Origin of the sequence: Hasllibacter halocynthiae (genome assembly GCF_003003095.1) — a bacterium.
GTDB lineage: Bacteria > Pseudomonadota > Alphaproteobacteria > Rhodobacterales > Rhodobacteraceae > Hasllibacter > Hasllibacter halocynthiae.
Genome location: NZ_PVTT01000002.1, coordinates 1037501 through 1063232, shown reverse-complemented (window position 1 = coordinate 1063232; position 25732 = coordinate 1037501). Strand labels below are relative to the sequence as shown.

Here is a 25732-nt window from a genome sequence, read left to right as displayed (position 1 = left end):
CCCTCGTCATGCGGCCCCGCGCGGGTCACTTCCGGCGCAGGTGCTCCTCCAGCCGGGGCATGATCTCCACGAAGTTGCAGGGCCGGTGGCGGTAGTCGAGCTGCGGCCCCAGAAGCCCGTCCCAGGCATCCCGGCAGGCCGAAGGCGAGCCGGGAAGCGCGAAGAGGTACGTGCCCTTCGCCACGCCGCCCGTGGCCCGCGACTGCACCGCCGAGGTGCCGATCTTGGTCGCCGAGAGCTGCGCGAAGAGGGGGCCGAAGGCGTCGATCTCCTTTTCGTAGACGTCGCGGTGCGCCTCGATGGTCACGTCGCGCCCGGTCAGGCCTGTGCCGCCGGTGGAGAGGACGACGTCCACCCCGGGATCGGCGCACCATTCCCGAAGCGCGGCGGCGATGGCCGGGCGGTCGTCCCGGACGATCCGGCGGGCGGCGATCCGGTGGCCCGCGCGCCCCAGCCGCTCGGCGAGGGCGTCGCCGGAGCGGTCGTCGGCCTCGGTCCTCGTGTCGCTGACCGTCAGGATAGCGACGTTCAGCGAGACGAACGCGCGGGATTCGTCGATGCGGCTCATGGGACCTCGAATAGGACGGGGACGGGGCCGAGATTGGCGCAGAGCGTCTCCCCGATTCGTCCCCGCGCGCCCCAGGAGGAATGGACGTGTCCGAAGAGATGGAGAGACGGGGCCATGCGCTGGACCGCGCCGCGGATCGCGGAGGAGCCGGCGGAGCGCCCAGAAAGACGGTCGCCCACGCCGAGGGGCGGGGAATGGGTCAGGAGGATGTCGGCCCCCTCCAGGGGGGCGAGCAGGGTCTCGGCCTCCTCCTCCGAGAGATCCCAGGAGGGGAACGGCGCTCCCTGAAGGGGCGGCACCCCGCCGCCCAGCCCCGCGACGACGAGGCCCGCGACCTCAACGGCCTCGCCATGCAGCACGGTGCCCGGCAAGGCGGCCCGCGCGGCCCCCAACGTCTCGTTGTTGCCGGGAACCGAGACCAGCCGCCCCTCCAGAGGGGCGAGCCCGGCGGCGTATGCCCCGAGGCCCTCGTGCCGCCGGGCGAGGTCGCCGGCGTTCAGCACTAGGTCCGCCCCTTCCGCAGCCAGGAGCAGCGCCTCGAGGCATACGGGGTCGAGATGGAGGTCGGAGACGGCGACGACCTTCATCCGGCCGCCAGCCGGTCGCGGATCGCCTGAAGGTCCGCCCAGGCGCCCGCCTTACCCTCCGGCCGGCGCAGAAGGTAGGCGGGATGGAAGGTCGGCATCACGGGGACGGGCCCGTCCTCGATCCAGGTGCCCCGGCGGCGGGTGATGCCGGCCTGTCCCGTAAGCGCGCGCAGGGGCGTGTTGCCCATCGCGACCACGATCCGCGGCGCAGCCAGCGCGATGTGGCGCCTCAGGAACGGGGCGAGCATGGCGACCTCCTCGGGCTCGGGGGTGGCGTTGCCCGGGGGGCGGTAGTGCTGGACGTTGGTCAGGTAGACCCCGCGATCGGCGCCCGGGTCGCGGCGGTCGCGCCCGATCGCCCCGAGCATCCGGTCGAGGAGCTGGCCCGAGACGCCGACGAAGGGCTCGCCCTCGACGTCCTCGTCGCGGCCCGGAGCCTCGCCCACGATCATCAGTGGCGCGCCGGGGGTGCCGCCCGAGAAGACGATCCGCCGCGCGCCCTCGCGGTGGCGGATGTGGGGGAAGGCCTCGATCGCGGCGCGCAGCGCGGCGAGGTCGCCCGCGGCCCCGGCGGCGGCCTCGGCCTCCGCGACGGGATCGGCGGGCAACCCGAGGTCGAGCGCGGGGGCGGTCCGGGACGCCGGGGATACGGGGGACGCCGGCGGGGCCGCGGGGGCGGGCTTCGCGTCGCCCTCCGGACCGGGCACGGGGGTAGGCTTGGCGGCGGGCGGCGGGGCGGCCTCCAGCGCGTAGCGGTCGACCGCCTCCTCGCCGATGGCGTCGGTCACACCCATCTCGGCCTGCCATTCGAGAAGCGCGCGCGCGGTCGCGGGATCGAGGGCCTCGGGTTCCATGGCGGCAGGATACGCCCGTCGCCGCGCCGCCGCCAGCCGGGCGCGGCTTCCGCCCCCAAGCCGGTAGCCGCCCGCGCGGCCTTCGGCAGGCCCGCGACGTCGACCGCCACCGCGGCCCCTCCGTCGGCGTCCTCTCCCGCTGTTGACGCCCCCGGCCCCCGCGCCCTACCTCGCCGCCATGCTCGGCAAGGACCTCCTCGGGATCGAGACGCTGCCCCCCGCGGCGATCGAGGCGATCCTCGACCGGGCCGACGCCCATGCCGAGAGCCGGCATGGCGAGGCCCTGGAGGGCCGCACCCAGATCAACATGTTCTTCGAGAACTCGACCCGCACCCAGGCGAGCTTCGAGATCGCCGGAAAGCGCCTCGGCGCCGAGGTCATGAACATGGAGATGCGGACCAGCTCCGTCGCCAAGGGCGAGACGCTGATCGACACCGCGCTGACGCTGAACGCGATGCGCCCCGATCTCCTCGTGGTGCGCCATCCGCATTCTGGCGCGGTGGACCTCTTGGCGCAGAAGGTGGACTGCCACGTCCTGAACGCGGGCGATGGGCGGCACGAGCATCCGACCCAGGCGCTTCTCGACGCGCTGACCATCCGGCGCGCGAAGGGCCGGCTGCACCGGCTGACGGTCGCGATCTGCGGCGACATCGCCCATTCCCGCGTCGCGCGCTCCAACATCCTCCTCCTGGGCAAGATGGAGAGCCGGGTGCGCCTGATCGCCCCCCCGACCCTGATCCCCCCCGGCGTGGCCGAGCTGGGGGTCGAGGTCACGGACGACATGGAACGGGGCCTGGAGGGGGCCGACGTCGTCATGATGCTGCGCCTCCAGCGCGAGCGGATGGACGGCGGCTTCATCCCCTCCGAGCGCGAGTACTTCCATCGCTTCGGCCTCGACGCCGCGAAGCTGGCGCGCGCGAAGCCCGACGCCATCGTCATGCATCCCGGCCCGATGAACCGCGGCGTCGAGATCGACGGCGTCATCGCAGACGACATCAACCGCTCCGTCATCCAGACCCAGGTCGAGATGGGGGTCGCCGTGCGGATGGCCGCAATGGACATGCTGGTCACCGGCGGATGAGAACGCTCGCGCTCTGCCTCCTCGCCGCCCTGCCCGCCGCCGCCGACGCGCCGGACCTCTTCCGCGTGGCCTGCCTGGAAGGAGCCGGCTCGGCCGCCCTTCACGGCATCGGGCCCGTGCCGCTCGACGCTCCGCCGGACGTGGCCCTCCACCCCGAGGGTGCGGCCGTCCTCCTGTCGGAGGACCCGGAGGGCTACGGCGCGGGCGGGCCGGGCCCGCACCTCGTCCTGATGGGCGACGCGCCCCGCCCGCTCTACTGCGCGGCGATCTTCGGCGCGCCGCCCCCGGGCGAGGCGCGGGCCGCGCTGGCGGACGTCCTGGCGGGCGCGCGGCACCTCGCCGGGATGGCGGACCCGCGGGCGGACCATTTCCTCCTCGCGGACGGGCGGCTGCTCGCCGTCGCCTGCCCCGCCGCGCCGGACGCAGGCCCCATGACCGTCCTGATCCTCAACGACCCCGGGGCCCCCGGCGCCGATCCGGCCGCGCGCGCCGCCCTCGAGGGCCTGCGCGCCGAGGCCGCGGCGATCCCCCCCGGACTGCCGGCGGCGGGAACGCTCCGCTGCGTGGAGGGCTTGGCATGACACGCACAACGCCGGAGGCTCCCATGACCGAGATCGCGATCCCCCCTCACGAGACCCCGACCATCCGCCTCCTGTCGGGCACGTTCCCCAGCGCCGCGGCCCTGAAGGCCTACGCCCTGCCCGGGCCCGAAGGCTGGCCGCTCGCCGAGGAGGCGGGGGCCGAGATGGATCCCGGGCGGGTCGAGGCGTTCATGCGGCGCGACCTCGGCGAGCTCGGCCTCGCCGGCTACCTCGAGGAGGGGCTGGGCGTCCCGCTCGACCGGCTGGCGGGCGCGCCGCTCGACGAGGTCGGCGAAGCGGTGGTGGTCCTGCACCCCCGCGTGCTGGGCGACGGGGGCGGCGTGCTGCGCGTGCCCGATCGGCTGCGCTATCACGGCGCCTTCACCGAAGGCGGCTGGGAGCCGGGGCTGCCGCCCGTCATGCCCAAGGCCGACACCCTGCCTGCCGGAGGCGAGGTGGACGCGGCCGAGGACCCTGAGGTCAAGACGCCGCCGGCGCTGCCATGGGGCCTAGCGCTCGCCGGAACGGTGGTGCTGGTGCTGCTCCTGACCTGGATCTTCTCCTGATAGGGGGCCGCTTGACCGTCATCACCTTCGAGAACGCCCGCCTGATCGACCCCGACGCGGGCACCGACGCGCCGGGGATGCTGGTCGTGAGGGGCGGCGTCATCGTGCAGGTGAACGGCCCCCGCCCCGCCACGGGCGAGCGTCTCGACTGCGGGGGGCTGCCGCTCGCGCCGGGGATCGTCGATCTCGGCGTGAAGGTCGGCGAGCCGGGCGAGCGCCACAAGGAGGGCTTCCGCTCCGCCGGGCGGGCGGCGGCGGCGGGGGGCGTGACGACGATCGTCACCCGCCCCGACACGGCGCCCGCGCTCGACACGCCCGAGGCGCTGGTCTTCCTGCGCTCGCGCGCGCGGGACCGCTGCGGGGTGAACGTCGCCCCCATGGCCGCCTTGACCAAGGGGCGCGAGGGCCGCGAGATGACGGAGATCGGCTTCCTGCGCGACGCGGGCGCGGTCGCCTTCACCGACTGCGACCGGGTGGCGGAGGACACGCGCGTCCTCTCCCGCGCGCTCTCCTATGCCGGATCGCTCGGCGCGCTCACCGTCGCCCACGTGCAGGAGCCGATCCTGTCGGCCGGCGCGGCGGCGACATCGGGCGCCTTCGCGACCCTGCGGGGCCTGCCGGGCGTCTCCCCCATGGCCGAGCGGATGGGGCTGGAGCGGCTGATCGCCCTCGCGGAGATGACCGGCGCGCCCGTCCACGCCGACCAGATCACCTGCCGCGCCGCGCTTCCCGCGCTGCGACGCGCCAAGGGCGGCGGCGCGGACCTGACGGCCGGGACCTCGATCCACCATCTCTGCCTCAACGCGCTCGACGTCGGGCCGTGGCGGACCTTCTTCAAGGTGAAGCCCCCCCTGCGCCCCGAGGAGGACCGCGTCGCGGTCGTCGAGGCGCTGCTGGACGGCACGATCGACGTCCTCTCCTCCTGGCACACCCCCCAGGACGAGGAGAGCAAGCGCCTGCCCTTCGAGGCCGCCGCCTCGGGCGCGGTGGGGCTGCAGACCCTCCTGCCGGCGGCGCTGCGCCTCCATCATGAGGGGCTGGCCGACCTGCCGGCCCTCTTCCGCGCGATGTCCCTGAACCCCGCGCGCCGCCTCGGCCTCGCCGGAGGGCGGCTGGCGGAGGGGGCGCCGGCGGACCTGACGCTCTTCGACCCGGACGCGCCCTGGCGGCTGGACCGCTGGACGCTCCTCTCCAAGTCCAAGAACACGCCCTTCGACGGCGCGCTCCTTCAGGGCCGCGTCCTCGGCACCTGGGTCGGCGGGGCCCGCGTCTGGCCCGAGCCGGAGCGCCCGGCGTGAGGGCGGAGGGACCGGCGGAGCGGCCGCGCCCGACCCCGTCGCGCGCTCCGGCCGCGCCTTCATGCGGCTCGCCTCGCCGAAGGGCGGCGGCGAAGCGAGGGGGAGGCGCGCGATGCCCGATCCGGTGACGCCTCTCTGGCTACTGATCGCGACGGGGGCGCTGGCCTACCTCCTCGGGTCCGTGCCGTTCGGCATCGTCATGGCCCGTCTCTTCGGCCTGGGCGATCTGCGCCGGATCGGGTCGGGCAACATCGGCGCGACCAACGTCCTGCGGACGGGCAACAGGCTGGCGGCGTTCCTGACGCTGGTCCTCGACGCGGGAAAGGGCGCCATCGCGGTCCTCGCGGCCCGCGCCCTCTTGGGGGCCGGGGACGCGGCGCAGGTCGCGGGCTTCTTCGCCTTCCTCGGGCACTGCGCGCCGGTCTGGCTGCGGTTCCGGGGGGGCAAGGGGGTGGCGACCTTCCTCGGTACGGCGCTGGCCCTCGCCTGGCCGGTGGGCCTCGCCGCCTGCGCGACATGGCTCGCGGGGGCGGCGCTCACGCGCATCTCCTCCGCGGCGGCGCTTCTTGCGGCCGCACTGGCCCCGGTCTGGGCGCTTCTCCTCGGGCGACCGGACGCGGTCGTCCTCTTCGCCCTTCTCGGCGCGCTGGTCTGGTGGCGGCACCGCCCCAACATCGCCCGCATCCTGCGCGGGGAGGAGCCGCGCATCGGCGCCGGATGACCCCGGTCGAGGAAGAGATCGCCGCCCTCTGGGACCGGGTGCCCCCGGGCGCCTCCACGGGGACGAGCGGCGGCCGCCGGTGGCGCGCGGCGCGTACGGTCTTCGCCGGCGGGCGCTCCGAGAAGATCGTCGCCGAGACCGAAGGCAGCACCGTCTCCTGCAACCTCTACCGCCTGGCCTCGGGCCCCCGCGCTTTCCCGTGCGAGATGCCCGCCGCCCGCGTCGCCGCCTTCCTGCGCGGCTGGCGGGCGGATCAGTAGCGGAACTCGGGATAGATGCGGGAGAGGTCGCCGTGCCATTCGCCGCGGTACCGCTCCAGAAGGACGTCCGCGGGCGCCATGCCGGTCTCGACGCTCTCGTGCAGGGCGTTGAGGAAATGCGTCTCGTCCGGGATCAGCCCGCCCGCGCCGGGCTTCGCGCGCGCCTTCAGGCCCACGTCCGCGATCTCCACCGCACGGCGGCAAAGGTCGTGCAGCCCGACCCCCTCGGCCTCGCCCTGAAGCCCGTCCTCCGCGGCGGCGCGGCGCAGGCCGTCGCGGGTGGCCTGCGTGAAGTCCCGCGTCAGGTCCTCGGCCGCCGACAGCGCGCCCTCGTCGTAGAGCAGCCCGACCCATAGCGCGGGCAGCGCGCAGAGCCGCCGCCACGGCCCGCCATCCGCGCCGCGCATTTCCATGAAGCGCTTCACGCGGGCCTCGGGGAAGAGGGTGGTCAGATGGTCGGCCCAGTCGGCGGTGGTGGGCCGCTCGCCCGGCAGGACGTCGAGCCGGCCGTCCAGGAAGTCGCGGAAGGACTTGCCCAGCGCGTCGTGATAGACCCCGTCCCGGTGGACGAAGTACATCGGCACGTCCAAGGCCCAGTCGACCCACCGCTCGAAGCCGAAGCCCTCCTCGAAGACGAAGGCGGGCATCCCCGTGCGCGCGGGGTCGAGATAGCGCCAGATCTTCGCGCGATAGGACTTCAGCCCCGTCGGCTCGCCCTCCTTGAAGGGCGAGTTGGCGAAGAGCGCGGTGGCCACGGGCTGCAGGTTCAGCGCGACCCGCAGCTTGCGGACCATGTCCCGCTCGGACGCGAAGTCGAGGTTGACCTGCACCGTGCAGGAGCGGCGCATCATCTCCTTTCCCGTGGTGCCGACCGTGTCCATGTAGGCGTCCATCAGCCGGTACCGGCCCTTGGGCATGAGGGGCATGTCCTCGTGACGCCATTCGGGCGCGAAGCCGAGGCCGATGAACTCGACCCCGAGTCCCTTGGCCACTTGCTGCACCTCGCGCAGGTGGCCGTTCACCTCGTCGCAGGTCTCGTGGATCGTCTCCAGCGGCGCGCCCGCCAGCTCCAGCGCGCCGCCCGGCTCGAGCGAGATGCCCGCCGCGCCGCGCGTCAGGCCGATCAGGTTGCCCTCCTCCTCCACGGGGGACCAGCCGAACTGGTCGCGGAGGCCCGAGAGGACCGCGTGGACCGAGGCGGGGCCTTCGTAGGGGATCGGGCGGTATCCCTTCTCCGTGTAGCCGAGCTTCTCGTGCTCGGTGCCGATGCGCCATTCGGCCTCGGGCTTGCAGCCCTCCTCCATCCAGCGGGCGAGATCCTCGCGCGATTCCACAGGGGTTCCGCCTGACTGGGGGACTGACATCGTTTCGGGCCTCCTCGCCGGGCGTCCCCCGGACCTGTTCCGGGGAGGGGGCGCTGTCAACGCACGAAGCGGGGGAAGAGGTTCGGCGCCCCGCCCCGCCGGGGGCTCAGTGCGCGGGCAGGCGGCGGCGGGCGCGGGCCTCGTCCGGGTGCTCCCATATCGCGACGGCGGCCCCGTCGCGCTTGTCCAGCTCGGCGAGCATCCGGCCCGTGTCGATCCCCGGCAGCGCCGCGAACGCATCGTAGAGCGCGTCCGCCCCCTTCGCCGTCACGGGAATGTGCAATGCGCCGTCCCGCGTGGTGACGACCCAGGCCGGATCGGGCCGCGCCGAGGGGTCGAGGTCGAGGCGCCGGATGCCGTCCACCGCTGCCGTCCCGCCCGTCAGCGGACCCATGTAGGCGATCCGCCGCTCGTCCACGCTGACGATCCCCGGTCCCTCGCCGCCTCGGCGGAACCGGCCCAGCCGCAGCCCCGCCACCGCAAGCGCGCCCCCGCCCAGCGCGACCGCGAAGCCCAGCCAGCGCGCGGTGTCGATCCCGGCCGTCATCCAGAGGCCCAGCACGGCGAGCGCGGCGCCCGCCAGCACCTCGCGCCAGCGCCGGAGGGCATCGCGCAGCTCGGGCCGGATCACGTGCCGTCCCCTTGCCAGTCCCCGTGCCGCGCCTGCCAGAGCGTCAGCGCGGCGACGGCGGCGGTGTCCGCGCGCAGGACCCGGGGGCCGAGGCCGACGGGATGGGCGATCCGGCGCAGGCGGTCCCGTTCGGGCGGCGAGAAGCCCCCTTCGGGCCCGATCAGCACCGCCGCGGGGCCCGGCGGGACCCTGTCCCAGCCGGGCGGCTCGGTGCGCCCGCCGAAGCCCGCCGCCGTCTCGTCGCAGAACACCAAGGCGCGGCCTGTGGGCCATGCCTCCAGCAGCTTCGCCAGCGGCGCCAGCTCGGCGACCTCGGGCACGAAGGAGCCGCCGCACTGCTCGGCCGCCTCAACGGCGAGGCCGCGCAACCGATCCGCCCGCACCCGTTCCGAGTTCGTGTGGTCCGTCCGAACGGGCAGGATACGGCGCGCGCCCAGCTCGGTCGCCTTCTCCGCGATGAAGTCCGTGCGCGCCTTCTTGACGGGCGCGAACATCAGCCAGAGATCCGGCGGCACCACCACGGGCCCGGTCCGCGCGCCCACGAGCAGCGCGCCCTTCCTGCCCGCCTTCGCGACCGAGGCGTCGTAGACCCCCGTTCGGCCGTCGAACACCTCGACCGGGGCGCCCTCGCCCGCGCGCATCACGTTGAACAGCCAGTGCGCCTGGGGCGGCTCGAGGGCGACCGCCTCGCCCTCCGCGAGGGTCCGGTCTAGGAAGAGGCGCAACTGTCCCATCGGAGCCGCAGATATGGCCGAGGCCGGAACGCCGCCAGAGGGAAGCGTCGCCGACGCCCCGCCGGACAACTGGGTCGACCGCTTCGCCCCGCCTGCCCTGCGTCCCTTCCTGCGCCTCTCGCGCGCGGACCGGCCCATCGGGACGTGGCTCCTCCTGATTCCCTGCTGGTGGGGGCTGCTCCTGGCGATGCTGGCAGGGGGCGACCCGCGGCCCGGCGACCTCTGGATCGCGGCGGGCTGCGCCCTCGGGGCCTTCCTGATGCGGGGCGCGGGATGCACCTGGAACGACGTCACCGACCGTCGGATCGACGCGGCCGTCGCGCGGACCCGGTCGCGGCCCATCCCCTCGGGGCAGGTCACGGTGCGGGGCGCGCTCCTCTGGATGGGGGCGCAGGCGCTCGTCGCCTTCGCGATCCTCCTGACCTTCCACCCGCTCGCGGTCCTTCTCGGGATTGCCTCGCTGGGGCTCGTGGGCGTCTACCCCTTCGCCAAGCGCTTCACTTGGTGGCCGCAGGTCTTCCTCGGGCTCGCGTTCAACTGGGGCGCGCTCCTCGCCTGGGCGGCGCATGCCGGGACGCTCTCGCCCGCGCCGGTGGCCCTCTACGCCGCGGGGATCGCCTGGACGCTCTACTACGACACCATCTACGCGCTGCAGGACGTCGAGGACGACGCCCTGATCGGCGTGAAGAGCACCGCCCGCCTCTTCGGGGCCCGCGCGCGCGGCTGGCTGAGGGGGTTCCTTGCCCTGACGGTGATCCTGCTGGCCGTCGCCCTCGTCCTCGCGCTGCCGCCGGGGCTGAACCCTCTCGCCGCCGTCCTCGCCCTCGCGGGGCCCTGGGCGATGGGCTGGCACATGGCCTGGCAGATGCGGAACCTGCGCGAGGAGGACCCCGCCTCCGCCCTCCGGGCCTTCCGGTCGAACCGCGACGCAGGGTTGATCCCCGCCGCCGCGCTCGGGGCCGGCCTGATCGTCGCCGCGGCGCTGCCGGCGTGATTGCGCCCGCGCCCCCGGGCGGCTAGCACCGCGCCCGCAAAGGTGGACCCCAGACGCCCATGAGACAGCTCCCCGTCATCGCCGCGCTCCTGATCGCCCTCGCGGCCTCCTTCGGCGCGGCGGCCGTCCTCGCGCGGACCATCGAGGCGCGCTCCGCCGAGGACGTGCGCCGCGCCCTCCTCCTCTCGGAGATCGACTTCGCCGAGGTGGCGACCGACGGGCTTCAGGTCGTCCTGACCGGCACCGCCCCCACGGAGGCCCGCCGCTTCCGCGCGCTCACGGTCGCGGGGCAGGTGGTGGACAGCGCCCGCGTCGTCGACATGCTCGACGTGGCCGACGCCGCCGCCATCCCCGCCCCCCGCTTCGCCGTCGAGATGCTGCGCAACGCCTCGGGCGTCTCGCTGATCGGCCTCGTTCCGGCGGGCGAGGACCGCGAGGCGCTCCTCGCGGCCATCGGCGACGCGACGGGCGATCCGGTCGCGGACCTTCTGCAGACGGCGGACTGGCCCGCCCCCTCCGGCTGGGACGCGGCGCTGGGCTTCGCGGTGGAAGCGGTCGGACGCCTCGACCGATCCAAGGTCTCCGTCTCCGCCGACCGGGTTGCCGTCACCGCCGCCGCCCCTTCCGAGCGCGAGCGCCAGGCCGCCGAGCGGGCGCTGAACGCCGCCGTCCCGGGCGGCGTGCGGCTCGTGCTGGGCGTCACCGCGCCCCGCCCCGTGGTCACGCCGTTCGTGCTGCGCTTCTCGAAGGACGCGGGCGGGGCGCGCTTCGACGCCTGCTCGGCGGGCGACGAGGGCGACGTGGCCGCGATCCGCGAGGCCGCAGCCTCGATGGGCGCCGAGGGGCGGGTCGACTGCACGCTCGCGCTCGGGCGCCCTTCGCCCCGCTGGGGCGAGGCCGTGGCGATGACCATCCGCGCCCTGGGCGACCTCGGCGGCGGCGAGGCGACCTTCGCCGACGGCGCGGTCGCGCTGACCGCGCCCGAGGGCACCGACCGGGCGGCCTTCGACGCGGTGGTCGGACGGCTCGAGCAGGCGCTGCCGCCGGTGTTCGAGCTGACGGCGACGCTGCCCGTCGCCGTCGATCCGAACGCGCCGCCGACCATCGCCCGCATCATCGCCACCCTGGACGAGGAGGGCGCCGCCCGCGTCACCGGCGTGCTGCCGGACGCCCGCGCGCGGGAGACGGCGCGCACCTTGGCGCAGGCGCGCCTCGGCACCGGGGTCGAGTTCGGGGTGCGGGTGGCCGAGGACCTGCCGGCGGGATGGCCGATGCGGGTGCTGGCCGGGATCGACGCGCTGGGGATGCTCGATTCGGGCGCCCTGGAGGTGACGGAGGACGGGCTCTCCGTCTCGGGCCGCACGGGGGACGCCAGCACGCGCGAGCGCATCGCTGCCCTTCTGGCCGAGCGTCTCGGGCGCGGCGACTTCGAGATCGCGGTCGAGTACGTCGAGGCGCTGGACCCCGCCGCCGCCCTTCCCACGCCCGAGGAATGCCTCGCCCGCATCCGGACCGCCAACGAGGCGCGCAAGATCACCTTCGCCCCCGGCAGCGACGACATCGAGCCGGGCGGCATCCGCACCCTGGGCGAGATCGCCGAGATCATCGGCGGCTGTCCGCCCATGCGCCTCGAGGTGGCGGGCCACACGGACAGCCAGGGCCGCGAGGAGATGAACCTAGAGCTCAGCCAGGAGCGTGCGGACGCCGTGGTCGACGCCCTCCTCCAGCGGCGGGTGGTCAACGCCGAGCTGGTCGCGCAAGGCTACGGCGAGACCGACCCCCTCGCGGACAACGAGACCGCCGAGGGCCGGGAGGAGAACCGCCGCATCGTCTTCGGCCTCCTCCCCCTCGAGGGCGCGCGGGACGACGCAGGCGAGGACGGCGAGGAGGAGGAGGACGCAGCAGGCCCGCCAGAGGTCGGCGCCCCCGAAGAGGATCAGGAGGAGGAGGCGGAATGAACCGCACGGAGTTCATCGTCGCGACCGCGATCATCCTCTTCGTGGCCTTCGCGCTGGGATGGTTCGTCTCGTGGCTCTTGAACCGGTTCACGCGGGTGACGAAGGCCGACATCGGCGAGCTCGACCGCCTGGCCCAGCAGGTCCACGAGGCCGAGGAGCAGCGCGACGAGGCCGTCGCCTACTACCAGCAGCGCGAGGCCGAGCTGCAGAGCCGCGCCCAGCAGACCGAGGCCGAGCTGCGGGCCGCCATGGAGGGGCTGCGCGACGCCCGCGCCGAGGCGTCCGAGCTGCGCGCCTACATCGAGCGGGTGAGCGCGGGCTGACCCGCTGCCCAGCCCGCTAACCCATTGTTAACGTGTTGCCCATGGGCAACCGCCCGTCACCAGCGCCCCAGCGCGTCCTCGTCCTCCGGGGCGGCCTCGACCCATCGCTCGCCCCAGGGACCCCGCTCCTTCTTCCAGAAGGGCGCGCGGGACTTCAGCCAGTCCATCAGGAAGGCGGCCCCGTCGAAGGCCGCGCGGCGATGCGGCGCCGTGCAGGCGACGGCCATGATCGTCTCGCCCGGGCGCAGGGGGCCGTGGCGATGCACGATGCAGGCGCGCAGCAGGCCGAACCGCTCGGCCGCCTCGGCGGCGAAGAGGCGCAGCCTCTCCTCCGTCACCCCGGGCCAGTGCTCGATCTCCATCTCCGAGAGGCCGTCATCGGCCCGCACCTGCCCCGCGAAGAGGACGGCGGCCCCCGCCGCGCCGTCGCCTGCGGGCAGCAGCGCCGCCGGATCGAACGGCTCGCGCTGGACGCGGACCTCGATCGCCATCTCTAGCCGCCCGTCATCGGCGGGAAGAACGCCACCTCCCGCGCGCCGGCGAGGTCGGCGTCCCAGCCGCGCATCTCCTGGTCCACGGCGACGCGGACCGCCTTCGTGTCGGCGAAGGCGGCGGCATAGCGCGGCTCGCGCGCGCGCAGTTCCTCGACGAGGGCGGCGGGCGTCGGGGCGGCGGTCTCGACCTCCTCCGACGAGATTCCGATCCGCTCGCGCAGCCAGGCGAAGTAGAGGATCCTCATGGTGCCTCCGTCAGGAAGGGGCGGGCCTTGGCGAAGTAGTCCCAGCCGGTGACCGCGGTCAGGATGCCCGCCACCCAGAAGAGGGCGAGGCCGATCCAGAACGTCGCCGTCGCCAGCCATGCCGTCGCGTCGACGAGGAAGGGCAGCTCCTCCAGCGCGCCGCGCGCCTCGGCCGCGTCGATCTGAAGGCCGAGCGCGCCCTCGAACATGCGGGCGGCGAGGAGGAACCCGATCGAGACGAGCTGCGCGGTCGTCTTCCACTTGGCCAGCCGCGTGACCGCCAGCTTGCCGGCATCCGCGCCGAGGAACTCGCGCAGGCCGGAGACGAAAACCTCGCGGAAGAGGATCAGGGTCGCGGGGACCACGATGGCGAGGTCTAGCCCGTAGAGGCCGAAGAGGATCGCGACGGCCGTCACCACCATCGCCTTGTCCGCGATCGGGTCCAGCATGGCGCCGAAACGGCTGACCTGACCCCAGCGGCGGGCGAGCTGACCGTCGACGTAGTCCGTGATCGCGGCCGCCGAGAAGAGGATCAGCCCCACGAGGTCCGCCCAGGGCGCCGGGAGGAGGACGTAGGCCAGCGGCAGCGCCGGCGCCGCGACGAGCCGGCCGAAGGTCAGGACGTTGGGGAGGTTCCACTTCATGGGGTGGGTGTAGGACGGCGCGCGGGTGGGCGAAAGCGGGGGTCGGCGCGCCTTGCGGCCCCTCCGCCCCCGGCCTAGTCCGGGGCCATGCGCTGGAACCCGTTCGCCGCCCCAAAGCCCATCGTCGCGGTCGTGCGCCTTTCGGGGGCCATCGCGCAGGGCACGCGCGGCACCCTGAACGACGCCGGGATCGGGCCGGTGCTCGAGCGGGCGTTCGCGAAGGGCAAACCGAAGGCCGTGGCGCTGCAGATCAACTCGCCCGGGGGCAGCCCGGTCCAGTCGTCGCTGATCGGCGCGCGCATCCGGCGCCTCTCGGAGAAGCACGGCGTTCCCGTCCATGCCTTCGTCGAGGACGTCGCCGCCTCGGGCGGCTACTGGCTGGCCTGCGCCGCGGACGACATCTGGACCGACGCCAGCAGCATCACCGGGTCCATCGGGGTGATCTCGGCGGGTTTCGGCTTGGAGGGGCTGATCGGACGCTACGGCATCGAGCGGCGCGTCCACACCGCCGGCGAGTCGAAGTCCAAGCTGGACCCGTTCCGGCCGGAGGACCCCCAGGACGTCGCCCGCCTGCGCGAGCTTCTCGAGCAGATCCACCAGAGCTTCATCGCGCACGTGAAGGCCCGCCGCGGCGCCCGCCTGTCGGACGATCCGCGCCTCTTCACGGGCGAGATATGGGTCGGCGAGACCGCCCATGCGGTCGGGCTGACCGACGGCGTCGCCCATCTGGAGCCGAAGATGCGCGCGCTCTACGGCAAGGACATCCGCTTCCGCCGCTACGGCCAGCGCCGGCCCTTCCTGCGGCGCTTCGGCGCGGGCCTCGCGGACGGGGCGGCCGGCCGGCTCGACGCGATGCTGGCGGAACGCGCGATGCTCGCGCGGTTCGGCCTCTGACGTGCTGAAGATCGTCACCCTCTTTCTGGTGTTCATGGCGCTCATGGCGATGTGGGGCCGGATCTGGGTGCCGGGGCGCGGCGTCAGGCGCGTCGGTCGCTGCCGCGGATGCGGGCGCTTGCGCATCGGCGACGCCGGCTGCGGATGCCGCGCGTGATCCTCGACTGGGTCATGGTCGGGGGCGGCCTCGCCCTTCTGCTGGTGGGGGGCGACTTTCTCGTGAAGGGGGCGGTGAACCTCTCGCTGCGGCTCGGGGTGCCGGCGCTGATCGTGTCGCTCACGATCGTGGCCTTCGGCACCTCCGCGCCCGAGCTGCTGATCTCGATCCAGGCGATCCTGGACGGGGTGGCCGGGCTGGCGCTCGGCAACGTCGTCGGCTCGAACACGGCGAACGTCCTCCTGGTCCTGGGGGTGCCGGCGCTGATGACGGGCCTCGCCACCTCAGGGTTCGACACCCGCCGCTCCTACGTGCAGATGCTGGCGGCGACGGCGCTGTTCATCCTGCTGGCCTTCTTCGGCCCGTTCACCTGGTGGCACGGGCTGATCCTCCTGGCCGGGCTGGCGGCGATGCTGCTCTGGGCCTACCGCGCCGCGGCGGCCGCCCACCGCGCGGCCGAGGACCACGAGGAGGAGGTCGAGGGCGCGGACCCCTCGCTCGGCTGGCCGAAGATCCTCGGCGCGCTGGCGATCGGCCTCGTCGCCCTGCCGATCGGCGCGAACCTCCTCGTGGACGGCGCCTCGGGCATCGCGCGCTCCTTCGGCTTCTCCGACGAGGTGATCGGGCTCACGCTGGTGGCCCTCGGGACCTCCCTGCCCGAATTGGCGACCACCATCTCCGCCGCACATCGCAGACAAGTTGACGTGGCGCTGGGCAACGTCATCGGGTCGAACATGTTCAACCTCCTGGCGATCATCGGCGTCGCCTCGCTGGTCGGGCCGATCCCGGTGGATCCGCAGGTCCTACGCTCGGATCTGTGGGTCATGGCGGGGGCGTCCCTGGTGCTGGTGCCCTTCGTCTTCGGCAGGCGGGACATGGGGCGGGCCACCGGGGGCATACTGACGGCGCTCTACGTCCTCTACGTCGCGTTCGTCCTGACGTGAGGGCGCTGGTCACCGGGGCGGGCGGGCGGCTGGGGCGCGCGATGGCCGTGCGGCTGGCACGCAGGGGTCATGCGGTCGCGGTCCACTACCACGAGAGCGCCGCGGGCGCGGAGGAGACGGCCGCCATGGTCCAGGCCGAGGGCGCGGTGGCCGAGACGGTACGCGGCGACCTCCTCGACCGGGACGTGGCCCGCGCCCTTCTGCCGCGCGCGGCCGGGGCGCTCGGCGGGCCGGTCACCGTCCTCGTGAACAACGCCTCGATCTTCGAGCGCGACGACATTCGCACCGCGACGCCCGAAGGCTGGGACCGCCATCTGGGATCGAACCTCGAGGCGCCGTTCTGGCTGATGCAGGCCATGGCCGAGCAGGGGCTGGAGCCCGGGGGGGACGGCGAGCCGCTCGCCTCCGGCCTCGTCGTCAACATGGTCGACCAGCGCGTCCTCAAGCCCACGCCGGAGTTCGCGACATACTCGCTCGCGAAGGCGGGGCTGTGGTGGCTGACGCGGACGGGCGCCCAAGCGCTGGCCCCCGCCATCCGGGTCAACGCCATCGCCCCCGGCCCTACCCTGCGCGCGAGCCGCCAGTCCGAGGCGCATTTCGCCGCCCAGCGCGCCGCCACGATCCTCGGACGGGGCGGCGACCCCGAGGGGATCGCGGACGCGCTCGACTACCTCCTCGGCGCACGGGCCGTGACGGGGCAGGTGATCTGCGTCGATGGCGGCCAGCATCTGGGATGGCGGACGCGGGACGTCCTGGGCGGGGGCTGACGAAGCGGCGGCCCGGCAAGGGACGCAGGCCCGGCGCCGCCGAGACGCGGGAGTTGTGCACGAAGGGAGCGCACGGGCTAGACCGCGTCATCGAACCGTCAAGGAACCGGCCGCCCGGCAGGGCTGTATTTATCTTTCGTTCGATATCAATGGGCTATATTTCGCCCAAGATTTGGGCATTCGACCCCCGGGCCTTGAATCCTTGACCCCGAGGGGGGCGAGGGACCATTTCACCCACCGAGTTACCCACAGTCCTGGGGATCGTTCCCGTCTTGCCATGGGATGCAGCGCGGGGGAGGCCCGATTCGACCGATGAACCAGCTGAACCCCGACATGCCCAAGCCCGCCACCGGCCCCGAGGTCATCAAGCGCCACCTGCGCCAGATCGACGGCTCGCCCGGCGTGTACCGGATGCTCGACGCCGAGAGCCGCGTCCTCTATGTCGGTAAGGCGAAGAACCTGAAGGCGCGGGTCTCGTCCTACGCCCGCCTCTCGGGCCACAGCCCCCGCATCCGGCGCATGATCTGCGAGACGGCGTCGATGATGTTCCTCACGACCCGGACCGAGACCGAGGCGCTGCTGCTCGAGCAGAACCTGATCAAGCAGCTCAAGCCGAAGTTCAACGTGCTGCTGCGGGACGACAAGTCGTTCCCGAACATCATGTTCACCGCCGACCACGATTTCCCGCGCATCGCCAAGCACCGCGGCCGCAAGGCGCCGGGCGGGCAGTATTTCGGTCCGTTCGCGTCCGCGGGCGCGGTGAACCGCGTGCTGACGCAGCTGCAGAAGGTGTTCCTCCTGCGGAACTGCTCGGATGCGATGTTCGACTCGCGCTCGCGGCCCTGCCTGCTCTACCAGATCAAGCGCTGCTCGGGGCCCTGCGTCGGCCTCGTCTCCGAGGAGGAGTACGCCGAGAGCGTCCGCGACGCCGCCCGCTTCCTGCAGGGAAAGACCACCAAGGTGCAGGAGAACCTCGCCCACCAGATGGAGGAGGCCGCCGAAGCCATGGAGTTCGAGCGCGCGGCCGCCCTGCGCGACCGGATCAAGGCGCTGACGATGGTGCAGTCCGTGCAGGGCGTGAACCCCAAGTCGACGCCCGAGGCGGACGTGATCGCGCTGCACACCGCCGGCGGGCAGGCCTGCGTGCAGGTCTTCTTCATCCGCGCTGGCCAGAACTGGGGCAACCGCGACTATTATCCCAAGGTCTCGGGCGAGGAGGACCCGGCGGAGGTCATGGAGGCCTTCGTCGGACAGTTCTACGAGAACCGGGAGGCGCCCTCCCTCCTCCTCGTCTCGCACGGGCTGGAGGACACCGCCCTCATGGAGAAGGCCCTGGGCGAGAAGGCCGGGCGCAAGGTTCGCATCGGCGTTCCCCAGAAGGGCGAGAAGGCCGAGCTGGTGGCCTTCGCCCTGCGCAACGCGAGGGAATCGCTGACCCGCCGCATGTCCGAGGGCGCCGCGCAGGCCAAGCTGCTGGAGGGGCTGGCCGAGGCGTTCGGTCTGCCGGAGACGCCTCGCCGGATCGAGGTCTACGACAACTCGCACATCATGGGCGCGGACGCGGTCGGCGCCTTCGTCGTCGTCGGCCCGGACGGCTACGAGAAGGGCCAGTACCGCAAGTTCAACATCAAGGGCGACGGCATCACCGCGGGCGACGATTTCGGCATGATGACCGAGGTGCTGACCCGCCGCTTCACGCGCCTGCTGAAGGAGGACCCGGACCGCGAGGGGCAGGGCTGGCCGGACCTTCTGCTGATCGACGGCGGCGCGGGCCAGGTCTCGGCCGTCGCGAAGGTCCTGCGCGAGATGGGCGTGGACGACGTCCCGGTGGTCGGCGTCGCCAAGGGCGTCGACCGCGACGCCGGCAAGGAGGTCTTCCACGTCCCGGGCAGGCCGTCCTTCGCCCTGCGCCGGCAGGACCCCGTCCTCTACTTCGTGCAGCGGATGCGCGACGAGGCGCACCGCTTCGCCATCGGCACCCACCGGGCCAAGCGGTCGAAGGGCTTCATGGCCAACCCCTTGGACGACGTGCCGGGCGTCGGGCAGGGGCGCAAGTCAGCCCTTCTGCGCCATTTCGGCAGCGCCAAGGCGGTCTCGCGCGCGAACCTGAAGGACCTTCAGGCGGTGCCGGGCATCTCGAAGAGCCTCGCGCAGAAGATCTACGACCACTTCCAGGCGGGCTGAGGGAAGGCTTCAGACGCCCCGCGTCGCCGCCACCGCCCGGTCCCATCGCTCGGTCCGCGCCGCACGCTCGGCCTCGTCCATCGCGGGCTCGAAGCTGCGGTCGAGCGCCCAGCGCGCCGCGAAGCCCTCCGCGCCGGGGTAGAGGCCGACCGCGTGCCCCGCGATCCACGCGACGCCCAGCGCCGTCGTCTCGAGGATGGTGGGCCGGTCCACCCGCCCCCCGGTGATGTCGGCCAGGAACTGCATCGCCGGGTCCGAGGCCGTCATGCCCCCGTCCACCCGGATCACCGCGCCCGTGTCCCCGCCATGGTCCGCCTGCATGGCGCGGATCAGATCCAGCGTCTGGTAGCCCACCGATTCCAGAGCCGCCTTCGCCACCTCGTCGCGCCCCGTGCCCCGCGTCAGCCCGAAGAGCGCGCCGCGCGCCTCCGGCACCCAATGCGGCGCGCCGAGGCCGGTGAAGGCCGGCACCAGCAGCACGTCCTGCTTGGGGTCCGCCCTCGCCGCCATGCGCGCCGTCTCGTGCGCCGCCTCGACGATCCCGAGGCCGTCGCGCAGCCACTGCACGGCCGCGCCCGCGATGAAGATGGCCCCTTCCAGGGCGTAGGTGGTCCTGCCCCCCAGGCGGTAGGCCACGGTGGTCAGCAGCCGGCTCTTCGAGAACTGCGGCGCGTCCCCGGTGTTCAGGAGCGCGAAGCACCCCGTGCCGTAGGTCGACTTCAGCATCCCCGGCTCGAAGCAGGCCTGGCCCACCGTGGCCGCCTGCTGGTCGCCCGCCACGCCCCGGATCGGGACCGGGTCGCCGAAGAGCGTCGTCTCGCCGAAATCGCCGTCGCAGTCCCGGATCTCGGGGAGGACGGCGCGGGGAACGTCCAGCATCTCCAGCATCTCGTCCGACCAGTCCCCGGCCCGGATGTCGTAGAGCAGCGTCCGGCAAGCGTTGGTGTGGTCCGTCGCATGGACCCGGCCTTCCGTCAGGTTCCAGATCAGCCAGGTGTCGACCGTGCCGAAGAGCAGCTCGCCCGCCTCGGCCCGCTCGCGCGCGCCTTCGACCTCGTCGAGGATCCAGGCCAGCTTGGTGCCCGAGAAGTAGGGGTCGAGCAGCAGACCCGTCACCTCGGTCGCCCGCTCCTCCAGGCCCTCCTTCTTCAGCGCGGCGCAGCGGTCGGCGGTGCGCCGGTCCTGCCAGACGATCGCGCGGTGGATCGGCTCGCCCGTGCGGCGGTCCCATACCACGGTGGTCTCGCGCTGGTTGGTGATGCCGATCGCCCGGACGGAGCTGTCCATCACCTCGGCCGTGACGCGGCGCGTCGTCTCCCAAAGGTCGGCGGCCTCGTGCTCGACCCAGCCGGAGGCGGGGAAGTACTGCTCGAACTCCTCCTGCGCGGTCGCCTCGGGCGCGAGGTCGGGCCCGAAGCGGATGGCGCGCGAGGACGTGGTGCCCTGATCGATGGCGATGACGGACAATGGCCCCTCCCCTTTGGGCGGAGGCTGGCCCGGCAGGGCGGGACGCGCAAGCTACTCGGCGGCCTCGCGCGCCTCGCCCATGAAGGCGCCGACCTCCGCCCGCTCGCCTTCGGTCATGTGCAGCCCCAGCTTCGAGCGGCGCCAGAGCACGTCCTCGGCGGTGCGCGCGAACTCGCGCGTCCGCAGCCAATCGATCTCGCACTCCGTCAGGTCGGCGCCGAAGCGCCGGCCAAGCGCGGCCTCGCCCCCCTCCAGCAACTCGGCCGCCTCCGTGCCGTAGGCCCGCACGAGGCGGTGCGCCCAGCGGTCCGACAGGAACGGGTGCGCCGCCTTCAGGTCCGCGATCAGCTTCAGGTGCCCGCCCACGGGGAAGTCGCCGCCCGGCAGGGGCGCGCCTTCGGTCCAGGCGGGACTGTCGTTCCCCAGGGCGCCGGCCACCTGGTCCGTCGCCGACTGCGCCAGCGTCCGGTAGGTCGTGATCTTGCCCCCGAACACCGACAGGAGCGGCGCGCCCCCCCCCTCGTCCATCAGGAGGACGTAGTCCCGCGTCGCCGCCGTGGCCGATTTCGCCCCGTCGTCATAGAGCGGGCGAACCCCCGAATAGGTGTGCACGACGTCCTCGCGCGTGACAGGGTCGGCGAAGTATTCGGACGCGAAGGCGAGGAGGTAGTCGACCTCCTCCTCCGTTGCCTCGGGCTTGGCGTGGAGGTCGTCGTGCTCGGCGTCAGTGGTGCCGATCAGGGTGAAGTCGTACTCGTAGGGGATGGCGAAGATGATCCGCCCGTCGCGGCCCTGGAAGAAGTAGCACTTGCCGTGGTCGAAGAGCTTGCGGGTGACGACGTGGCTGCCGCGGACCAGCCGGACGCCGGCTTCGGTGTTCCGCCTGAGCGTGCCGGTCAGCACCTCCTCGACCCAGGGACCGGCGGCGTTCACCAGGGCGCGCGCGCGGACGGGGCCGTCCGTGGTCTCGACGTGCCAGCGCCCCTCCCGCCGCTCGGCCGAGAAGACCTTGCAGCGCGTGCGCACGTCGGCACCCCGCTGGGCCGCGTCGCGGGCGTTCAGCGCGACGAGGCGGCTGTCCTCGACCCAGGCGTCCGAATACTCGAACGCCTTCTCGAATCGCGGCTTCAGGGAGGCGCCAGCCGGATCGTCCGCCAGTCGGATCGTCTTCGTCCCGGGGAAATGCCCCCGCCCGCCCATCCGGTCGTAGAGGAACAGCCCCGTTCGGATCAGCCAGTCCGGCCGCCGCCCCTTCATCCAGGGCATCGCCCGGGACAGGAGCTTCGAGGTCGGTGTGTCCCCTTCGAACCGCGCCTCGGGGTCGTAGGGCAGCACGAAGCGCATCGGCCAGGCGATATGGGGCATCGCCTCGAGGAGCGTTCCCCGCTCGACCAGCGCCTTGCGGACGAGGCCGAACTCGAAGAACTCGAGATAGCGCAGCCCCCCATGGAAGAGCTTGGTGGAAGCCGAGGAGGTGGCGCCGGCCAGGTCCCCCATCTCGCAGAGGGTGACGGAAAGGCCCCGCCCGGCTGCGTCGCGGGCGATGCCGCAGCCGTTCACGCCGCCGCCGATGACCAGGATGTCGGTATCCGTCATGCCGTCCAACGCCTCCGCTCCGCTACTGTTTCAGCCGCCATCCGGTGCGGAATATCCACGCCGTCACCGCCAGCATGATGCCGAGGAAGGCCGCGATCGCCACGAGGCTGATCGCCACGGGCACGTCGGCGGTCCCGAAGAAGGACCAGCGGAACCCCGAGACGAGGTAGACCACCGGGTTGAACAGCGTCACCCCCTGCCAGAACGGCGGCAGCATCGAGATCGAGTAGAACGAGCCTCCGAGGAACACGAGCGGCGTGATCACGAGGAGCGGGACGAGCTGCAGCTGCTCGAAGTTCTTCGCCCAGATCCCGATGATGAACCCCAGGAGCGCGAAGCTGACGCAGGTGAGGATCAGGAAGGCGACCATCACCAACGGATGCAGGATCGTCATATCCACGAAGAAGAAGGAGGTGACGAGGATGATCACGCCGATGAACAGCGCCTTGGTCGCCGCCGCGCCCACGTAGCCCAGCACGATCTCGACGTAGCCGATCGGGGCCGACAGGATCTCGTACATGGTGCCGATGAACTTCGGGAAGTAGATGCCGAAGCTGGCGTTCGACGTCGCCTGCGTCAGAACCGTCAGCATGATGAGGCCGGGCACGATGAAGGCGCCATAGGGAACCCCCTCGACCTGATCGATGCGGGAGCCGATCGCCGCCCCGAACACCACGAAGTAGAGCGAGGTCGAGAGGACGGGCGAGACGAGCGATTGCGTGATCGTGCGAAAGAAGCGGGCCATCTCGAAGCGGTAGATGGCGGCGACGGCGGACCAGTTCATTCCGCCGCCTCCCGCGCGTCGTGGTCCACGAGGCCGGTGAATATCTCCTCCAGGCTGGACTGCCGCGTCGTGACGTCCCGCACCCGGATGCCCGCAGCCTGCAGGTCCGACAGGAGCCGCGTGATCCCGGTTCGTTCGGCATGCACGTCGTAGACGTAGCGCAGGCTGCTTCCGTCCGCACCGAGGGCGAGCCCGCTCGCGCGAAGTGCCGGGGGGAGCGCGTCCAGGGGTTCGGACAGCTCCAGCACCATCTCCTTGCGGCCCATCCGCGCCATGAGCGCGTCCTTCTCCTCGACGAGGAGGATCCGCCCCTTCGAGATGACGGCGATCCGGTCGGCGATGGCCTCGGCCTCCTCGATGTAATGGGTGGTCAGGATGATCGTAACGCCCCGGCGCTTCAGCTCGGCCACCACCTCCCACATGCCGCGGCGCAGCTCGACGTCGACGCCGGCCGTCGGCTCGTCGAGGAAGAGGACCTTAGGGTCGTGCGACAGCGCCTTGGCGATCAGCACCCGCCGCTTCATGCCGCCGGACAGTTCCTTGATCTGGCTGCCGGCCTTGTCCGTCAGCGACAGCGCCTCGAGCACCGCCGCGACCTTCGCGTCGTCCCGCGGCGCGCCGAACAGCCCGCGCGAGAAGGCGACCGTGTCGCGCACCTTCTCGAACGGCTCGAGATTGATCTCCTGCGGGACGAGGCCGATCATCCTGCGGGCGGCGCGGAAGTCGCGCACCACGTCATGCCCGCCCACGCGCACCGCCCCATCCGTCGGCACCGTGATCCCGCATATGGTCGAGATCAGCGTCGTCTTGCCCGCGCCGTTCGGTCCCAGAAGGGCGAGGATCTCGCCCTCTCGGATCGAAAGGTCCACGCCCTTCAACGCTTCGAACCCGCCATCATAACGCTTGGCCAGCCCGTCCACTTCCACAATTCCGCTCATGCCGCTCGCCCTGACACGAAAACGCCGCCGGCGCGAGGCCGGCGGCGCGAACAGGGGGCGTGCGGCCCTGCGCGGGCAAGCGCCCTACTGCGCGGGAACGTAGCGCGTCATCGCCACGGTGATCCCGCCCGCCGCCGCTTGGCCATACTGGCCCACGCCAAGGATGTAGGTTCCGGGCGCCAGCTCCAGCGCGAGGAAGCTGTCGAGACCTTGAGGGCCGTCGTCATTCCAGCCGATTTCGCGGCCGAACTCGTCATAAAGGACGACGATGGGATCGGCCCCGCCCTGCCCGATCGCCTCGACGGTGGCGAGGCCGAACTGCGGCATGTCGAAAGTATAATACCGATACGCGTCCACGGCATCGGCGGAGGCGCGCAGCCGCGTCTGCAAGGGACCGAGCGGCTCGACCTGATAGCTTCCGTCGAGGGGCGGCGCGATCTCGCCCCGTTCTATCAGCGCCTGCTGGGCGGCGGCGGCGTCGAATTCCGCCACGGTGACGGTCACGGGTTGCGTCTCGTCGGACAGCGCTTCCAGCGCCACGCAGTAGCTGCCCGCCGAAAGGGGCTCCATCATCTCGAGCCGGCTGTTGAGGCCGTCGAAATCGTCGTTCTGCCCCATCAGTCCACCGCGCTCGTCGTAGAGATAGACGTATGGGTCCGCGTCGGGGTTCTCGGCCGTGACGACGATGGGCGTCTCCGATTCCAAGGTGAAGCGGTAGAAAGGCACGGCGCCGATGGGGGCCGTCGCCTGCAAAGAGCCGCCTGGCGCCAGAGCCCCCTCGCCCAGCGTCTGCGCCTCGGTGTCGGGGCCGCATTCGGGCGCGCCGAATGCCCCGCCCCCGCCGACCGCGCCCAGTCCCTCCGTCATCGCTTCCTGGCTCTGCAGGCCGATGCTGACGGTCGCCGGGATCAGAGAGCCGCCGAAGCTGCGGGTCTGAAGGCAATAGGTCCCCGCAGGAAGATCGACTTCCAACCGCGAGGAAAGGGCGCCGCCACCATCGTCGTCATTGCCGATCAGGTTGCCGGACGCGTCCAGCAGGTCGATCACCGTGTCCCCGCCATCTGCACCCTCGGCCTCCAGCCGCACGCCGGTCTGCTCGGACAGGGTGAACAGCGTCACCGCAGCGCCGTTCTGCGGCACAAGCGTGACCTGCTGCACGGGCTCCTCGAAGGAGGTGACGTTCGACGCATCCTCGGTGCCGTTGATCCACAAGGCGCCTGCGCCGCAGGCGACCTCCTGCTGCTCCTGCGCTGAGACGGGCATGGCAGTTGCACCAAGGATTGCGGCGGCGATGGGAACAGGTCTGATGAACATGGATCCTCCGGGAAACGGCCCTCCGCCGAGTGGGCGGGTTAGCCGGAGGTTAACGGCGCAACCAACGGTGGGGAAGCGGAACCACGCCCTCGAAAGGACTAAACCCCTCATCAGGGCGGTCTGGTTGCGGGGGTAGGATTTGAACCTACGACCTTCAGGTTATGAGCCTGACGAGCTACCGGGCTGCTCCACCCCGCGCCATCGACATCATACTGGAGAGATACGCACGTTCCTTTCTAGATCCGGCGATGACCTACTCTCCCACGTCTTAAGACGCAGTACCATCGGCGCAGCGGCGCTTAACGGCCGAGTTCGGGATGGGATCGGGTGTTTCGCTCGCGCTATTATCACCGGATCGAAAAAGGAACGTATCCAAGTCATACTGGCGTATGCTCTCGATCAGGGAAGGCCTAGCCTCCACTGGATCAAATCAAGCCTATCGGACAATTAGTACCGGTCAACTGAGCCGCTCACACGACTTACATCTCCGGCCTATCGACGTGGTGGTCTTCCACGGTCCTCAGGGATACCTTGTTTCGAGGGGGGCTTCCCGCTTAGATGCCTTCAGCGGTTATCCTGTCCGATCATAGCTACCCAGCACTGCCGTTGGCACGACAACTGGTCCACCAGTGGATCGTTCACCCCGGTCCTCTCGTACTAGGGGCAACTCCTCTCAAGTATCCTACACCCACGGCAGATAGGGACCGAACTGTCTCACGACGTTCTAAACCCAGCTCACGTACCTCTTTAAATGGCGAACAGCCATACCCTTGGGACCTGCTCC

The 25732-nt window shown here is 72.1% G+C and carries 28 protein-coding genes, 1 tRNA gene and 2 rRNA genes (1 of these 31 only partly in view); 14 read left to right on the top strand and 17 right to left on the bottom strand.

What is annotated here, in order from left to right; translation table 11 throughout:
- Positions 1-25 precede the first annotated feature (25 nt).
- Genes moaB through BCF33_RS12225 form a run of 3 tightly spaced genes read right to left on the bottom strand, consistent with a single transcriptional unit; the run spans position 26 to position 2009 of the window.
- On the bottom strand, positions 26-568 hold the full coding sequence (gene moaB, locus BCF33_RS12235) for a molybdenum cofactor biosynthesis protein B (protein WP_106161184.1): 543 nt from the start codon (positions 566-568) through the stop codon (positions 26-28).
- The gene (locus BCF33_RS12230; RefSeq protein ID WP_106161183.1) at positions 565-1155 is read right to left on the bottom strand and encodes a metallophosphoesterase family protein; all 591 of its coding nucleotides are present in this window, start codon (positions 1153-1155) and stop codon (positions 565-567) included. The genes moaB and BCF33_RS12230 overlap by 4 nt, the downstream gene beginning before the upstream one ends.
- Positions 1152-2009 carry a uracil-DNA glycosylase gene (locus BCF33_RS12225; RefSeq protein ID WP_106161182.1) on the bottom strand — a complete coding sequence of 286 codons (858 nt, stop codon included), beginning with the start codon at positions 2007-2009 and terminating at the stop codon, positions 1152-1154. Before BCF33_RS12225 ends, BCF33_RS12230 begins: the two co-directional genes overlap by 4 nt.
- A gap of 178 nt (positions 2010-2187) precedes the next feature.
- Between BCF33_RS12225 and BCF33_RS12220 the strand changes: the two genes are divergently transcribed.
- The 6 genes from BCF33_RS12220 (at position 2188) to BCF33_RS12195 (ending at position 6516) form a co-directional block, all read left to right on the top strand.
- The gene (locus BCF33_RS12220) at positions 2188-3090 is read left to right on the top strand and encodes an aspartate carbamoyltransferase catalytic subunit (protein ID WP_106161639.1); all 903 of its coding nucleotides are present in this window, start codon (positions 2188-2190) and stop codon (positions 3088-3090) included.
- The gene (locus BCF33_RS12215; RefSeq protein ID WP_106161181.1) at positions 3087-3671 is read left to right on the top strand and encodes a hypothetical protein; all 585 of its coding nucleotides are present in this window, start codon (positions 3087-3089) and stop codon (positions 3669-3671) included. Before BCF33_RS12220 ends, BCF33_RS12215 begins: the two co-directional genes overlap by 4 nt.
- Positions 3672-3694: 23 nt before the next feature.
- The gene (locus BCF33_RS12210) at positions 3695-4237 is read left to right on the top strand and encodes a hypothetical protein (RefSeq protein WP_106161180.1); all 543 of its coding nucleotides are present in this window, start codon (positions 3695-3697) and stop codon (positions 4235-4237) included.
- A gap of 11 nt (positions 4238-4248) precedes the next feature.
- Positions 4249-5535 (top strand): dihydroorotase, encoded by a 1287-nt coding sequence (gene pyrC, locus BCF33_RS12205; RefSeq protein ID WP_245883819.1) that lies wholly within the window; start codon positions 4249-4251, stop codon positions 5533-5535.
- A gap of 112 nt (positions 5536-5647) precedes the next feature.
- A complete protein-coding gene (gene plsY, locus BCF33_RS12200; RefSeq protein ID WP_106161178.1) occupies positions 5648-6256 on the top strand; it encodes a glycerol-3-phosphate 1-O-acyltransferase PlsY in 609 nt (202 codons plus the stop codon).
- Positions 6253-6516 (top strand): hypothetical protein, encoded by a 264-nt coding sequence (locus BCF33_RS12195; protein WP_245883818.1) that lies wholly within the window; start codon positions 6253-6255, stop codon positions 6514-6516. The genes plsY and BCF33_RS12195 overlap by 4 nt, the downstream gene beginning before the upstream one ends.
- On the opposite strand, the gene BCF33_RS12190 is transcribed toward BCF33_RS12195, so the two are convergent.
- From BCF33_RS12190 to BCF33_RS12180, 3 genes are all read right to left on the bottom strand, one after another.
- Complete coding sequence (locus BCF33_RS12190) at positions 6510-7880, bottom strand: glutamate--cysteine ligase (protein WP_106161177.1); 1371 nt, start codon at positions 7878-7880, stop codon at positions 6510-6512. The genes BCF33_RS12195 and BCF33_RS12190 overlap by 7 nt on opposite strands.
- A gap of 106 nt (positions 7881-7986) precedes the next feature.
- Positions 7987-8511: a hypothetical protein gene (locus BCF33_RS12185; RefSeq protein ID WP_106161176.1), complete on the bottom strand. Its 525-nt coding sequence runs from the start codon at positions 8509-8511 to the stop codon at positions 7987-7989.
- The gene (locus tag BCF33_RS12180) at positions 8508-9245 is read right to left on the bottom strand and encodes a 16S rRNA (uracil(1498)-N(3))-methyltransferase (protein WP_106161175.1); all 738 of its coding nucleotides are present in this window, start codon (positions 9243-9245) and stop codon (positions 8508-8510) included. Before BCF33_RS12180 ends, BCF33_RS12185 begins: the two co-directional genes overlap by 4 nt.
- Positions 9246-9258: 13 nt before the next feature.
- On the opposite strand from BCF33_RS12180, the gene ubiA reads away from it, so the two are divergent.
- From ubiA to BCF33_RS12165, 3 genes are read left to right on the top strand one after another with little or no spacing between them, the layout of a single operon-like run.
- Positions 9259-10239 carry a 4-hydroxybenzoate octaprenyltransferase gene (gene ubiA / locus BCF33_RS12175; RefSeq protein ID WP_106161174.1) on the top strand — a complete coding sequence of 327 codons (981 nt, stop codon included), beginning with the start codon at positions 9259-9261 and terminating at the stop codon, positions 10237-10239.
- A 59-nt stretch (positions 10240-10298) separates the two neighbouring features.
- On the top strand, positions 10299-12197 hold the full coding sequence (locus BCF33_RS12170) for an OmpA family protein (protein WP_106161173.1): 1899 nt from the start codon (positions 10299-10301) through the stop codon (positions 12195-12197).
- Positions 12194-12520, top strand: coding sequence for a hypothetical protein (locus BCF33_RS12165; RefSeq protein ID WP_106161172.1), 327 nt, complete (start codon positions 12194-12196; stop codon positions 12518-12520). The genes BCF33_RS12170 and BCF33_RS12165 overlap by 4 nt, the downstream gene beginning before the upstream one ends.
- A 56-nt stretch (positions 12521-12576) precedes the next feature.
- On the opposite strand, the gene BCF33_RS12160 is transcribed toward BCF33_RS12165, so the two are convergent.
- The 3 genes from BCF33_RS12160 to pgsA are packed head-to-tail and all read right to left on the bottom strand — an operon-like array spanning position 12577 to position 13903.
- Positions 12577-13011, bottom strand: a complete 435-nt coding sequence (locus BCF33_RS12160; protein ID WP_106161171.1) for a molybdenum cofactor biosynthesis protein MoaE — start codon at positions 13009-13011, stop codon at positions 12577-12579.
- A 2-nt stretch (positions 13012-13013) separates the two neighbouring features.
- Positions 13014-13259, bottom strand: coding sequence for a molybdopterin converting factor subunit 1 (gene moaD, locus BCF33_RS12155; protein ID WP_106161170.1), 246 nt, complete (start codon positions 13257-13259; stop codon positions 13014-13016).
- Positions 13256-13903: a CDP-diacylglycerol--glycerol-3-phosphate 3-phosphatidyltransferase gene (pgsA, locus tag BCF33_RS12150; RefSeq protein WP_106161169.1), complete on the bottom strand. Its 648-nt coding sequence runs from the start codon at positions 13901-13903 to the stop codon at positions 13256-13258. The genes moaD and pgsA overlap by 4 nt, the downstream gene beginning before the upstream one ends.
- 87 nt (positions 13904-13990) lie before the next feature.
- Here pgsA and BCF33_RS12145 point away from each other — a divergent pair, with 87 nt between their 5' ends.
- The 5 genes from BCF33_RS12145 to uvrC all read left to right on the top strand — a co-directional run bounded on the left by BCF33_RS12145 (position 13991) and on the right by uvrC (position 18849).
- Complete coding sequence (locus BCF33_RS12145) at positions 13991-14797, top strand: S49 family peptidase (protein WP_106161168.1); 807 nt, start codon at positions 13991-13993, stop codon at positions 14795-14797.
- Between the two features lies 1 nt (position 14798).
- The gene (locus tag BCF33_RS14210; protein WP_170073291.1) at positions 14799-14954 is read left to right on the top strand and encodes a hypothetical protein; all 156 of its coding nucleotides are present in this window, start codon (positions 14799-14801) and stop codon (positions 14952-14954) included.
- Positions 14942-15898, top strand: coding sequence for a calcium/sodium antiporter (locus tag BCF33_RS12140; protein ID WP_106161167.1), 957 nt, complete (start codon positions 14942-14944; stop codon positions 15896-15898). The genes BCF33_RS14210 and BCF33_RS12140 overlap by 13 nt, the downstream gene beginning before the upstream one ends.
- A complete protein-coding gene (locus tag BCF33_RS12135; RefSeq protein WP_106161166.1) occupies positions 15895-16665 on the top strand; it encodes an SDR family oxidoreductase in 771 nt (256 codons plus the stop codon). Before BCF33_RS12140 ends, BCF33_RS12135 begins: the two co-directional genes overlap by 4 nt.
- A gap of 312 nt (positions 16666-16977) precedes the next feature.
- Positions 16978-18849, top strand: a complete 1872-nt coding sequence (uvrC, locus tag BCF33_RS12130) for an excinuclease ABC subunit UvrC (protein WP_211292388.1) — start codon at positions 16978-16980, stop codon at positions 18847-18849.
- Between the two features lie 9 nt (positions 18850-18858).
- On the opposite strand, the gene glpK is transcribed toward uvrC, so the two are convergent.
- The 8 genes from glpK to BCF33_RS12090 form a co-directional block, all read right to left on the bottom strand.
- The gene (gene glpK, locus BCF33_RS12125; RefSeq protein ID WP_106161165.1) at positions 18859-20316 is read right to left on the bottom strand and encodes a glycerol kinase GlpK; all 1458 of its coding nucleotides are present in this window, start codon (positions 20314-20316) and stop codon (positions 18859-18861) included.
- A gap of 51 nt (positions 20317-20367) precedes the next feature.
- Positions 20368-21912 (bottom strand): glycerol-3-phosphate dehydrogenase, encoded by a 1545-nt coding sequence (glpD, locus tag BCF33_RS12120; RefSeq protein ID WP_106161632.1) that lies wholly within the window; start codon positions 21910-21912, stop codon positions 20368-20370.
- 22 nt (positions 21913-21934) lie between these two features.
- Positions 21935-22696: an ABC transporter permease gene (locus BCF33_RS12115; protein ID WP_106161164.1), complete on the bottom strand. Its 762-nt coding sequence runs from the start codon at positions 22694-22696 to the stop codon at positions 21935-21937.
- A complete protein-coding gene (locus tag BCF33_RS12110) occupies positions 22693-23634 on the bottom strand; it encodes an ABC transporter ATP-binding protein (protein WP_106161163.1) in 942 nt (313 codons plus the stop codon). Before BCF33_RS12110 ends, BCF33_RS12115 begins: the two co-directional genes overlap by 4 nt.
- Positions 23635-23718: 84 nt before the next feature.
- Complete coding sequence (locus BCF33_RS12105) at positions 23719-24897, bottom strand: DVUA0089 family protein (protein ID WP_146132814.1); 1179 nt, start codon at positions 24895-24897, stop codon at positions 23719-23721.
- A gap of 172 nt (positions 24898-25069) precedes the next feature.
- Positions 25070-25146, bottom strand: a tRNA-Met gene (locus BCF33_RS12100).
- A 42-nt stretch (positions 25147-25188) separates the two neighbouring features.
- Positions 25189-25303: ribosomal RNA gene (gene rrf / locus BCF33_RS12095) — 5S ribosomal RNA — on the bottom strand.
- Between the two features lie 71 nt (positions 25304-25374).
- Positions 25375-25732 (bottom strand): 23S ribosomal RNA (locus BCF33_RS12090); it runs 2466 nt beyond the window's last position.